Below are 12,370 nucleotides of genomic sequence, written 5' to 3'. Positions count from 1 at the left end.
CTCTACCAGTTTGACTCACCGTCTTCCGGTGAGATGGACACTGACCGCTGCTGAACTCACTCTCTATAGTCAGCAAGCTGTTCCTATCAGGTGCTGAGGGTTTCAACGGGGCCGACCCAACAACGGACGACTGCCCCAACGTGAGCGGAACGGTGATTCACCCTCATCGAACTCCGAACCGCAAGACCCCTGACCACCGGGGGACAAGGGTGGGGTATGAGCGACGACGCCGAACGTCGACGGGCCCCGCCGACGGAGGAGGGCTGGTACGTGCTCCACGACCTGCGAAGTGTGGACTGGGACGCGTGGCGCGACGCGCCTGACCGCGAGCGCCAGCGTGCACTGGACGAGGGTGTCGACTACCTCGAACGCCACGCGGCACTCGCCGACGTCGAGGGCGAGGACGGCGGCACGGCCGTCTTCTCCGTCGTCGGCCACAAGGCCGACTTCATGGTGCTGCACCTCCGGCCGACGCTGGCGGCGCTGGACCGCGCCGAGCGCGCGTTCGAGGGGACGGCGCTGGCCGGCTACACCGAGCAGACCGACTCCTACCTCTCCGTGACGGAGGTCTCGGGCTACATGCACGACGACCTGGACGCGGGCCTCGAGAACGTCGAGGATGCAGGGATGCGCCGTTACATGCAACAGCGCATCTATCCCGAGATTCCGGACATGGCGCACGTCTGCTTCTACCCGATGGACAAGCGCCGCGGCCCGGACCACAACTGGTACGACCTCCCGTTCGACGAGCGCGCGGACCTGATGAGCGCCCACGGCGATATCGGCCGCGAGTACGCCGGCAAGGTGACCCAGATCATCAGCGGGAGCGTCGGCCTCGACGACCACGAGTGGGGCGTCACGCTGTTCGCCGACGACCCGACCCAGATCAAGAAGCTCCTGTACGAGATGCGGTTCGACCCCTCATCCTCGCGCTACGCCGAGTTCGGTACGTTCTACTTCGGCCAGCGGTTCCCGCCGGCGGACCTGCCCGCGCTGTTCGCGGGCGAGGCCGTCCCCAGCGACGGAGGGAGCGAGGGTGCGGACACGACCGGCCACGCGCCCGCGAGCGAGCGCAGCGCCGAGGCCGAACACGCGCATGGTGACGAGTCGACACCAGTCAGCCACGCGCACGGTGACGAGGACGGGAGCCACGCACACGGCGAGGCGAGCGACGACGGCGGGCATCCCCACGCCGCCGGCGAGAGCGGTGACGCAGCCGAGACGAGCGACGACTCGGACGGCGACCACCCCGACACCGGTGGCGGCGGCCGGCCGCAGACCCCCGACGAGGCCCCGCACGAGGAGATACAGCAGGAGGCCATCCAGCGGGAGATACAGAGCCTCGGTGTCGACACCGACGACCACTCCGGGGCGGGTTACGGACTCGTCTTCTACTCGAACGCCGACGCGGAGGCACTGATGGAGGAGGTCGACGGGCTCCGGAGCAACTTCGACCACTACGACACGCACGTCCTGACGACGGTGCGGGCCGACCAGGGCCGCTCGGTGGCCATCAGTCTGTGGGCGAACCAGCGGGCAGCCGACACCGCCAGCGGCTTCCTCGGCGACCTGACCGACGTCGAGCGCGGCGTCGGCGGCCCGCTCCCGGGCGGCGACAACGCCGCCGACGAGGATGCGGCCGACGAGGCCGACGGCGAACACGGCGACGCGGACGCTGAGGACGGTACCGCGGGCACCGACGACGCGGAGACGGAGTCACTCCGGGAGGAACTCCAGGACCTGGATGTCTACGCCGGGCAGCCCCACGGCGAGGACGTGTACGCGGTCGTCCTCTACTCCGAGGCCGACGCCGGGGAACTCGCCGACGAGGTGTTCGGGATGCGCGAGCGGTTCGACCACTACGACACGCACGTCAAGACGGCGCTGTACGACGCGCGTGGGGCGCCCGGCGAGGGCGGCGAGGACGGCGACGCCAGCCACGGGAACGGCGACCGGACCGCCGTGGTCAGCATCTGGGACACCGCCGATGCCGCCGATACCGCGAGTGGCTTCCTCGCAGACCTGCCCGGCGTCGTCGAGCGGGCCGGCGAGGAGTCCGGCTTCGGCACGATGGGGATGTTCTACACCGTGAAACCGGATTACCGGGGCGAGTTCGTCGACACCTTCGGTGACGTGGGCGGGATGCTCGCCGACATGGAGGGCCACTTCGATACGGACCTGATGGTCAACCGCGAGGACGAGAACGACATGTTCATCGCGAGCCAGTGGCGCTCGCGCGACGACGCGATGGCGTTCTTCCGCTCGGACGCGTTCCGCGACACGGTCGAGTGGGGCCGCGAGGTGCTGGCCGACCGGCCGCGCCACGTCTTCCTGGCGTAGCGGCGCTCTCGGTCGACGACCCTGCCGGGGGTCCGATGACCCGATGGCGGGCCCGTGGAGGCTCCCAATACCGATGGAGGGAACGCCCCTGCCGCGCCTGGACGCGCTGTCTCACCCCCACGAACAACCCACGGTGGGGCGGCTCACTGGACAGGGCCGGCGGAATCCAACGGGTTCCTCACCCGTCGCTCGGCGGGGAACGGGGCCCCTCGTCACTCCCGGTCGAGATCCGGCAGTTCGATAGTCACCGTCGTCCCGTCGTCGGTCTCGAACGAGAGGGTCCCGTCGAGTCCGTCGACGCCCCACTTCAGTTCCCAGAGGCCGAGCCCTCGACCGTGTTGCAGCGCCGTCTCCTGCTCGGCGGCCAGCGATTCCAGTTCGGCCGCGGGAATCCCCGGCCCGTCGTCGGAGATCTCGATGAGACAGCCCGTGTCGGTCGATGCGGCCGACACGGTGACGCTCGAGCCACCGTAGGCGACCGCGTTCTCCAGCGGGCTCCGGAGAACGATGGCGAGTATCTCCGCATCGGTGACGACCCTGACCCCGTCGGGGACGGATGCCTCGACGCTCACATCCTCGGTCTCGACATCGGTCAGTGCTGCCTCCACCCGGTCGGCGAGGTCGACCCTCGTCGGCCGGAGCTCCTTGGACATGATGTGGTCGATGCGGCGGGCGCGGTTTCCTATCGTGGCCAGCGTGTCGGTCGCCGCGAGGATCGCCTCCCGATGCTCGTCGTCGGTGAGTACCTCCGCGTGGCTGTTGATGATATCGAGCTGGTTCCGGAGGTTGTGGCGGAGGATGCGGTTGAAGACCTCGAGTCGCGTGATGAACTGCTGCAGGTCGTCCCGCATCGTCGCCATCGAGTCCCCGACGCGACCGGGGATGTCGGCGTCCAGACTGTCGTCGTCGAACTCCTGCCTGGAGAGGGCATCGGCCTGCTCGGTGATCGTCCGGATGTACTCCTTGGTGTTGCTGAATGCCGCCCGCAGTTCGCCGACCTCGTCACGCCGGTCGCCGGTGTCGATGGTGGCGGTGAGGTCACCCTCGGCGATCGCGTTCGCCTGCTCCGCTAACCGCTGTATCGACCGGATCGGCCCCCGCTGGATGACGACTCCGACGACTCCGAAGCCGAGCAGGACGAGCCCGACCAGCAGCCAGAGGTCACGCTGGACGCGATCGGTCACTGCCAGGGCCGTCGCCCGCGGTACCTCCTTGATGACCACCCAGTCGACCTCGTTCCCCGGAACGCTGGCGTACCCTTTGACCTCGGTGTCGGTGAGCACCGACCCGCGTATCTCGGTGCCCGGTTCGGAGGCGAGGATGGTTCGCCCGATGGCCGTGCTGTCCCGGTCACCCTCGTAGGGGGTGATTCCACTGGATTCGTTCTCGTCGAACAGGACGTAGCCGGTGAACCCCCCGAGGACGAGGGTCTCGGTCCCGGAGATGGCACTGGTGAACCGCTCGGCCCGGGCGCTGGTTCGGTACTCGGCGACCAGCACGTGGTCGCCGTCCGGCGTCGGCGAGGCCAGCGCCACCAGGGTGTCGTTGCCGTCCGTGTACACCCACGAGAGGGTCACGTCGTCGGTGTCATCGAAGTTGAACCCGACCGTCGGCTTCCAGTCGATATCGGTCGCCGACAGGGGCCGGCCGACCAGCCGTGTCTCGGTGCTGGCGACGATGGGTTCGTCCGTCCCGTTGGAGTACACGTCCGGGCGTCGCTCGACGACCGAGAGCGAGGCCGTTTCGTCGGAGAGCGTGTCGAGTTCGCTCACGAGCGTGGCCTGGGTGCGGTTCTCCGAGACCGGTGTCACCCCCTCGTGATTCGAGAGCGTCCGCACCACCTGCTGTTTGCCATCGATCCACTGGCCGAGCGCACGGGCCTCGAGTTCGGCGTTCGTCTCGACCGACTGGAGCTGGTTGTCCCGGACACGATCGGAGATCTGGAGCACGGTCATCGTCGTAAGCGCCGTTATCACGAGGACGATGACCAGGGCGACGCCGAGCAGCTTCAGCGCGTATCGTGAACGGACGGGGTCCGGGAGGAGGGAGACGCGGCTCATGTCCTGAATCGACGGGAGTCGTAGCTCCTCCCGGCCATATGCGGCGGTGGGAGGCAAGATTGTTAACCCTTCGCCCACGGTCGGTCACGGGGGCCACGCCGACGCCCGCAGCGGTTCGTCCGCAGGCCCGGCAGGGGACCGACCTCAGAAGGGCATCCACCGCCGGTCCTCGACCGGGTCCTGCAGCGAGCCGGTCAGGCTGTGGCCGACCGAGAGGGCGAGCCCCAGAAGCACCAGCCCCCCACTGAGCCAGAGGAGCAACGAGAACCCGAGTGCTCCCGTCTCGTAGAGCCCCACCCCGGCGCTGAGGTTGGCGAGGACCAGGCCGAGCGGGTAGAGCGGGGCAGCGATTCTGGAGACGTTCATGCGGGTCAGTCCGAGGCGTGGACGGGGAGGCGCTCGTCCGAGCTGTCGGCCGTCCGGTAATCCGCCCCGGCGACCAGGGTATCGTCCCCGGGCCGCAGCTCGACCCGTTCGACGACGATGCGGAACTCCTTCCGGTGGTGGCCGTCCGGGTGGAGGCTCATCGTCGTCTCGACCAGTCCCGCCTCCTCCAGGCGGTCCAGGCGGCGGTACACCGTCGGGCGCGACACGGTCGAACGGTCGACGATCTCTCGAGCCGACAGGGACTGCTCACCGAGCGTGGTCAGTATCTCTCGGGTGTACTCGTCACCGAGGAGCGACAGGAACTCGTCGGCGTCGACCGTCAGCTCGGAGCCGCCGGAACGCTGACTCGGGGTATCGGCCGACGGGCGGAGGGGAGGGCTATCGTCTCGCATCTTCATCTCCATCCACCCACGATAGCCCCCTGTAGTCCGGTGCTACCATGCGCAACTCCTGCCGACCACCCACTCTAGTAATGCAGAGATGGGCCCGAGCCCTCGTCCGGGCCGCTCATCGTCCGCGGCACCGGCTCGCGACCGGCCACCCGACGGCAGCCACTCGACGGGGGCTCCGGGCCCGGAGCGGTCGGCGGAGGCCTCTCCGGCTCGGGACCCGGGATATTACTACGATGAGGTCGTACCGGACGATAGAATGGGTGAGGAGATGCGGGTGAGGGAGCCGTCGGTGCTTATGGTCGACGACGAGAAGCGCGTCGCGGACGCCTACGCACTCCGGCTCGAGGACGTCGCCGACGTGACCGTCGCGTACGGGGGGGAGGAGGCACTCGACACCGTCGATGGCGGACACCAACCGGACGTGGTGCTGCTCGACCGACACATGCCGGGCCTGTCGGGCGACGAGGTGCTCGACCGGCTCCGGGAACGGGAGCTCCGGACCCGGGTGATAATGGTGACGGCGATCGACCCCGACCTGGGCGTGCTGGACATGCCGTTCGACGATTACCTCTCGAAACCCGTCGAGCGCGAGGACCTCTACGCCGCCGTAGATCAGCAGTGCCGGGTGCTCGCGTACGAGCTGCTCGGGGAGTACTTCCAGCTCGAGTCGAAGCGGGCGGTCGTCGCCGCGGAGCTCCTGCCCGAGGAGACCGCGAACAACGAGCGGCTCGCCGACATCGAGGAGCACCTCGCGGAGATCGAGACCCGGGTCCGGAGCCTGCTGCCCGAGGCGGAGGAACTGCTCTCGTCGTTCTCTGGAATCGATAGGTAGCCGGCGACCGGTCAGCGGTCGTCGTCGCTGGTGGAGTGGTTCCCCTCGGCCGTGGCGTGGTCACCGTCCGCCGTGGTGGGCGCACCGTCGGTCGCGGCTGCATCCCTGGCGGCCTCGAAGAAGGCATCGACCAGCTCCTGCTGCGCCCGTCGGAGGTGGTACAGCATCGTCGACCCCGCGATGTCCAGCGTCTCTGCCACCTCCTCGGACGTGCTCCCCCGCGGCGAGGTGAAGTAATCCGACAGGTGAGCGGTTCGCAGGACCGTCCGCTGTCGGTCGGTCAGCCGCTCGTCGAGTGCGTCGTGGAATGCCTCGGCCGTGTCGGCGGTCCGGGTGCGCTCTTCCTTCGACACGAGGGTGGTCTCGCCGGCCGTGTCGTCGACGGTCTCGACCATCCGGCGGACATCGCCGTCGGGCGGCGCCTCGGCGACCAGCCGAACCGCGTCCGCGGTGTACTCGGCCGTCCGGACCGTCGCTCCCCAGGCGACCAGCGTGGTGACCGGCGTCTCGCCGGTGACCGTGACCTGCAGGAGCGGGTCCCCCTCCGACCGGACCCACCTGACATCGGTGACAGCCGCGTGGTCGCGGAGCAGCTCCGCGATGGCCGCCTCGTCGTCGTCGGCCCCGAGATAGCAGACGACGGCACCGTCACCCCGTGGGACGGCCCCGTCCAGCGACAGCCGGCAGCCCGCCTCACGGGCGACCCGGACGAACGGGACCGTCTCCTCGCGGACCGCGAGGGTCACCTCGGTGACGGTGTCGGCCACCAGCAGGTCCTCCTGGCGGAGCGCCCTGATGGCGAACCCGGCGATGCGCCCGAGCGTCTCGAGGCCGACCCGCTCCTGTTCGCTGAACCCCTCCTCCCGGCCGGAGTACACCGACACGACGCCGTACACGGTCCCCTCGTACGCCAGCGGGACCGCGAGGCACGACCGGAGGCCGTGGCCGAACGCCGCCTGGCGGACCGCCCGCGGGACGGCATCGTCCTCGGCGATGGCGTCGACGATGCGTGTTTCCCCCTCCGTGACGGCCTCCTGTTCGGGGAGTGCCCGCCCGTCCGTCAGTGCGTCGTCGATCCGGTTGCGCAGGTCGGGCGCGTCCCCCGCGGCGGCGAGCGACCGGAGTCGCTCGTCGGGGAACTCGCGCTCGCCGACCCAGACGAACCGGTACAGGTCGGTCCCGCCCAGGCCCTCACAGACCGTCCGGCCGATATCCCCTCGGTCCGACGCGCCGATGACCCGCTGCAGCACCGTCACGACGAGCGTGTTGATCCGTTCGATCCGGTCCAGTCGCCGCTCCAGTCGCTCGACCTGCCTGGCCTCCTCGTGGGCCTCGGTGCGGTCGCGGACGTACACCAGTACCGTCTCCTCCACCTGGATATCGACCGCCAGCCACCGGTCCAGCTGCGGGTAGTACTCCTCGAACGACCGCGAGGTCGGCCCGTCGTCGAACACCTCCCGGAGGGTCCCGGCTGCCGACCGGGGGAACCGGTCCCGGAGGTCGGCCCCCCGCAGCGCCTCGGGGTCGCTCTCGATCATCCTCGCGGCGGTCCCGTTGACCGCCACGACCGCTCCCGCGGTCGTCGTCTCGATGACCCCTATCGGGGCCTGTTCCAGTCGGTTGTCCATTGGTGGTCGTGTTCGGTCGTCGCCGTCGTCACGTCGATCGCGTCGCCTCGATCGGCTGGAACTCGAACCGTGCGCCGCCGAGCGGTCCCCGCGTGAGCGAGACGGTCCAGTCGTGGGCCGTCGCGATCCGCTCGACGATCGTCAGTCCGAGCCCGGTGCCGTCGCCCGACCCGTCCGAACTGTACCCCGGGTCGAACACGCGCGAACGTTCCTCGGCCGGGACGCCGGGGCCGTCGTCGGCCACGAAGAAGCCGTCGCCCGTACGTCCGACACGGACCTGTACGCCGCCGTCGTCCGTCCCGTCGCCGGACTCCGTCCGACTGCCCGTCGAACCGTGTTCGACACTGTCCTGCTGAGTGCGCGAAGCAGGGCTCGTCGAACCGTGTTCGACACTGTTCCGGAACAGGTTCTCGAACAGCCGCTGGAGCCGGTCCGGGTCCGCATCGATTGCCGGCAGGTCGGCCGCGAGCGCGAGGGATGCCGCCCCGGTGTCGACGGTCGCCCACGCCTCGGCGGCGACGCGCTCGATGTCGACCGCTGCGACGACGTTGAGGGTGCGCTCCCCCTGGGCCAGCGTGAGCACGTCCTTGATGATCCGCTCCATCCGGTCGTGTGACCGTTCGAGCTGGTCGAAGTGCTCGTCCTTCCCCGTCTCGCGGGCCGCACGGAGGTGTGCGCTCGCCACGTCCAGCGGGTTCCGGAGGTCGTGGCTGATGACGCTGGCGAGCCGGTCGGCCTCTATCCCGTCGGGACACGTCGACTCCTCAGTCACCAGAAGGTAGCCACCGTCCCCATCGGCCGTATCGAGTGTCCGGAGCCGGTACCAGCGCTCGTCCCCGGCATCGCCGCGGAGCCGCAGTTCGGTGTCGAGGGGCGCGGCGTCGGCGAGCCGCGCACACACCTCGTCCATCGATGTCTCGGCGGTACCGACGGTCCGGAGCCACTCCCGGACGGCCGTTCCGGGCGCCCCCGCGTCGAACGAGGTCTCGAAGGCACTGTTCGTCTCCGTTATCACCGGCTCTCCCTCCACGTCGTAGCCGACGACGGGCTCCGGAATCGATTCGATGGGGACCGAGGGGGCGCCGCTCCCGGGCGAAGAACGGTCGTCATCCATAACGACCACCGGGCTCCCGTCGGCGACCGGCGGTCCCGCACCGGGCAATCGGGCGGATAGCCCCCGACCGGCGGGGGTCGCGTCGGGCTGTGCTCGGCATCATGTGTCGTCGGTTGGTGTGGGAAACCCATAGCCCCTCACTCTAGTAGTGCCGAAAGGGTGTATGCGACGGCGTATCAAAGTGTGCAGTCGCCGCCGGGAGCGGACCTGCGACGAGGTGTCGGGGGCAATCCCATCCGGGAAACGGAAGTGGCTCGACAGCGAGCGATGCGGGTCCCGACGTGGATGCGGCGTTCCGTCGGCCTCAGAGCTCCTCGTAGGGCTGGACGACGACGAACCCCGCGTCGCCCGCGAAGTCCATCTGGAAGCGTTCGCCGGACTCCTGGCCGACCATGTCCGAGAGGCTGGAGTTGACCTCCACCTCGGGGGAGACGCCGCTCCACGCGACGGTCGCGCTCGGATCGGTCGCGACCGGTGGCTCGAACACGATCGGATCGCCGTGGGTGGTGATGGCGACGTGGCCGGGGCCCTCGAGGTAGACGTTGGTGAACCCGCCGGCGAACGAGCCGGCCAGGCTGTCGATGGTGCTGATCTCGTAGGAGAGCCCGGACTCGAACGCCAGCACGTCCTCGCCGTTGACCGTGATGGCGTCGTCGGCGCCGAGCTGGAGGATCTGTACCTTCTTCTCGTTGTCGGCGAGGTAGACGTGTCCCTCGCCCTCCACCTCCATCACCGGCGTTCCCTCGCCCGTGGCGGCCTCCTTGAGGAAGCCGGTGATGCCGCCCTCGGCGGAGGCCTGGCCGGTGAACGACAGGTCGCCGGTGTAGGCGACCATCGACCCCGCCTTCGCCATCACGGCGCCGTCGACGGCGGCGTCGAGGGTGTAGCTGTTCTCGCACTGGAAGGTCCGGTCCGATTCCGTCGGGAGGTGTTGGGACTTGAACTGATCGATATCCATCATCTCACAGAGCCAGGGCGGCTCTATCGGTCCGTGGGCCCAGCGGGACAAGAACCCGGAGGCGGTGTCTCCGGATGCGAGACGGACGGCGGCCGTACTTCCGGGGCCTCGACTCCGGCCGAGCCGTTCGACCGCGAACGTCGTCTCGCGCCCGCGCCACGGACTCCGGCATCGTCTCACGGCCGGAAACACCGCCTCCGGGTCTTTGTCCGTCCCGACCCGTTCGTCGTTCATGCAACACGACAGTTCCGACCAGTGCGGCCTCGGAATCCGGGGCGTCGCGATGGCGATCGACTCGGTGATCTGGTTCGGACTCCTGTTCGTGGCCGTGTACGCGGTCGCGGCCGCGACCGGACAGATCGAGACCGTGGCGAACGGAACCGATGCCGATCTCGACGGCGGGCCGGCCAGCGCGGCGCTCGCGCTGTGGCTCTGCCTCGGCGTCGGCTATCACACGCTGAGCGAGTGGCGGTTCGGGCGGACCGTCGGGAAGGCACTCGTGCGTATCCGTGTCGAGCGCGAGGACGGCACGCCCCTCTCGCTGCGCTCCTCGCTCGTCCGCAACCTCGTCCGGCTCGTCGACTGGCTCCCGTTCGGCTACGGCATCGGAATCCTCTCCGTTCTCGTCTCGGGCCAGCCGCGCCGGCTCGGCGACCGACTCGGCGGCACGGTCGTCGTCAGGCGGTGACCACCGTCGCATCTCGCCTCGCGCACGCGGGGCGAGCGCCTCCGGGAGGTGATGTGCCGTGGCGGTCGTAGCCACGCTCGCCGCCGTCGCCCTCGACGCCGCAGCGGTCGCGCTCCTCGGCTGGGTGACCTGGACCGCGTTCCGCTCGCGTGAGCGACCGAGTGCGGGCCCGTTCACCGCCCTGGCCGCCACGTTGGCTCTCTGGGCGGCGTTCTCGCTCGTCGCCGAGCTCCCCGTCGTCCCAGCGGACTCCCACGTCGCGTCGCTCCTGCAGTTCGGACAGATCGGATGTGCGCTGTTCGCCCCCGGGCTGTGGACGCTGTACACGCTGGGCTACACCGGCCGGGGCACCGGGCTGACGGTGTGGCGTGTCGCGATGCTGGCCGGCATCGGCCTCCCCGTGGTCCTCGCCGGTGTCGTCATCGCGCTCGCCCCGTCGCAGTCGGCCGTCGAGCCGGCCTTCGCGTCGCTCGTGGGGACGGAACTCCTCTACCTGCTGGCGGTGTGGCTGTACGGGACGTACCTCCTGGTCGGGCTCGGCCGGCGTCACGACCGGGTCTCGGCGCTGCAGGTTGCCGTCCTGCTCCTCGGCGTGGGCGCGCCGTATCTGCTCGGCTCGATGGGGCGCCCCGAGACAGCGGCCGACGGCGTGACGCTCGGGCTCCTCCTGGCCGGCGGACTCCTCGGCGTCGCGGTGTGGCGGTATCCGGTGCTGACCGGCTTCCCGAAGGCGGACTACGTCGCCCGCTCACGCGTCGTCGAGGACCTGCAGGAGGCGGTCGTGGTCGTCGACTGGGAGAACCGAATCATCGACGCGAACGCGACGACGGCACGGCTGTTCGACCGCGACCCCGCGGCACTGATCGGCGCGTCTATCGAGTCGGTCGCGGACGGCATCGCGGAGCGGGACCTCTCGGCCGGTGCCACCGGAACGGTCGGGCTCCGGACGACGCGGGGGCGCCGACAGTTCCGGTTCAGCGTGTCGGCGGTCGGCAGCCGGAACGCCGACGAGGACCGCGACAGCGACCCCGTCGCCAGGGCGGTGCTGTTCCGTGACGTGACCGAGCGACGAACACGGGAGCAACGCCTCACGGTGCTCAACCGCGCCCTCCGGCACAACGTGCGGAACGAGCTGGATATCGTCCTCGCCCACGCGGACCGGATCGACGACCCCGACACCCGGAACGCGATCCGGGAGGGTGCCACCGACCTGGTCGCACTCAGCGACAGGGCCAGGGAGGCCGAGGAGCTCATGACGGCCAGCATGGCGTCACCGGAGCGTGTGGACCTCGCGGCTGTGGCGACGACCGTCGCCGAGCAGTACCGCGGCGGCGACCACGACGGCGATATCTCGGTCGACCGCCCGGACGAGCTGGTGCTCCGGTCGCACCGGCAGGTCGTCCAGCAGGTCCTGTCCGAACTCGTCGACAACGCGCTCACACACGCCGACAAGCCCTCGCCTCACGTCGAGGTCATCGTCAGGGAGGGCACGGAGGCGGCCGCCGAGCTGACGGTCGCAGACGACGGGCCGGGGATTCCGGAGCGGGAACGGCGACTCCTGGCCGCCGGCGACGAGACGCCGCTCGAACACGGGCAGGGCATCGGCCTCTGGTTCGTCAACTGGGCGGTCACCCAGCTGGGCTGGGAGCTCGAGTTCGCCGAGAACGACCCCCGCGGGAGCCGCGTGACCGTCCGCCTCTACGGGACGGCGGTCGATCCGTGATGCGGCTGCTCCGCTGACCAATCCGGTCGTGAGCCCGCGGGCACATCCAGCACGCTGGTCGGGACCGGACCGTCCAGCCACGCCGACAGCCCGGCGGCTATCCCTTCGTCCGGACCGACGGCCCCGCAGCCGCCGTATCGGGCGATTCCGGCGGTCGGCCCCCGGACGCCACGGTGGGTCTCGGTATAGCTAGAGTGCTTCCAGTCACCGTCTCCGATTGATAGCGTGTCGATAAAGGGGCGTACGGG

Annotated in this window: 10 protein-coding genes; 4 read left to right on the top strand and 6 right to left on the bottom strand. The window is 69.7% G+C overall.

The annotated features are described in order from the left end of the window. Positions 1-216: 216 nt before the first annotated feature. A complete protein-coding gene (locus NL115_RS00830; protein WP_254831342.1) occupies positions 217-2,340 on the top strand; it encodes a heme-binding protein in 2,124 nt (707 codons plus the stop codon). Between the two features lie 212 nt (positions 2,341-2,552). Here the strand turns inward: NL115_RS00830 and NL115_RS00825 are convergent, their stop codons facing one another. The 3 genes from NL115_RS00825 to NL115_RS00815 all read right to left on the bottom strand — a co-directional run bounded on the left by NL115_RS00825 (position 2,553) and on the right by NL115_RS00815 (position 5,179). Further along, positions 2,553-4,400 (bottom strand): sensor histidine kinase, encoded by a 1,848-nt coding sequence (locus NL115_RS00825; RefSeq protein ID WP_254831341.1) that lies wholly within the window; start codon positions 4,398-4,400, stop codon positions 2,553-2,555. A gap of 144 nt (positions 4,401-4,544) precedes the next feature. Beyond that, positions 4,545-4,766 carry a hypothetical protein gene (locus NL115_RS00820; RefSeq protein WP_254831340.1) on the bottom strand — a complete coding sequence of 74 codons (222 nt, stop codon included), beginning with the start codon at positions 4,764-4,766 and terminating at the stop codon, positions 4,545-4,547. Between the two features lie 5 nt (positions 4,767-4,771). Further along, on the bottom strand, positions 4,772-5,179 hold the full coding sequence (locus tag NL115_RS00815) for an ArsR/SmtB family transcription factor (RefSeq protein ID WP_254831339.1): 408 nt from the start codon (positions 5,177-5,179) through the stop codon (positions 4,772-4,774). Positions 5,180-5,435: 256 nt separating this feature from the next. Here NL115_RS00815 and NL115_RS00810 point away from each other — a divergent pair, with 256 nt between their 5' ends. Then, positions 5,436-6,011, top strand: a complete 576-nt coding sequence (locus NL115_RS00810) for a response regulator (RefSeq protein WP_350355269.1) — start codon at positions 5,436-5,438, stop codon at positions 6,009-6,011. 11 nt (positions 6,012-6,022) lie between these two features. On the opposite strand, the gene NL115_RS00805 is transcribed toward NL115_RS00810, so the two are convergent. The 3 genes from NL115_RS00805 to NL115_RS00795 all read right to left on the bottom strand — a co-directional run bounded on the left by NL115_RS00805 (position 6,023) and on the right by NL115_RS00795 (position 9,711). Further along, complete coding sequence (locus NL115_RS00805; protein WP_254831337.1) at positions 6,023-7,639, bottom strand: bacterio-opsin activator domain-containing protein; 1,617 nt, start codon at positions 7,637-7,639, stop codon at positions 6,023-6,025. 28 nt (positions 7,640-7,667) lie between these two features. Further along, positions 7,668-8,753 (bottom strand): sensor histidine kinase, encoded by a 1,086-nt coding sequence (locus NL115_RS00800; RefSeq protein ID WP_254831336.1) that lies wholly within the window; start codon positions 8,751-8,753, stop codon positions 7,668-7,670. Positions 8,754-9,057: 304 nt separating this feature from the next. Further along, positions 9,058-9,711 (bottom strand): AIM24 family protein, encoded by a 654-nt coding sequence (locus tag NL115_RS00795; protein ID WP_254833126.1) that lies wholly within the window; start codon positions 9,709-9,711, stop codon positions 9,058-9,060. Positions 9,712-9,943: 232 nt separating this feature from the next. On the opposite strand from NL115_RS00795, the gene NL115_RS00790 reads away from it, so the two are divergent. Together NL115_RS00790 and NL115_RS00785 are read left to right on the top strand one after the other, a co-directional pair. Further along, positions 9,944-10,399, top strand: a complete 456-nt coding sequence (locus tag NL115_RS00790; RefSeq protein ID WP_254831335.1) for an RDD family protein — start codon at positions 9,944-9,946, stop codon at positions 10,397-10,399. 58 nt (positions 10,400-10,457) lie between these two features. After that, positions 10,458-12,122 carry an ATP-binding protein gene (locus NL115_RS00785; protein WP_254831334.1) on the top strand — a complete coding sequence of 555 codons (1,665 nt, stop codon included), beginning with the start codon at positions 10,458-10,460 and terminating at the stop codon, positions 12,120-12,122. The last annotated feature ends 248 nt before the right edge of the window (positions 12,123-12,370 follow it).

It is taken from the genome of Haloglomus salinum, from assembly GCF_024298825.1.
GTDB classification, from domain to species: Archaea; Halobacteriota; Halobacteria; order Halobacteriales; family Haloarculaceae; genus Haloglomus; species Haloglomus salinum.
Note: the sequence above shows the minus strand (reverse complement) of the source record. Positions and strands in the feature narration are given on the sequence as shown.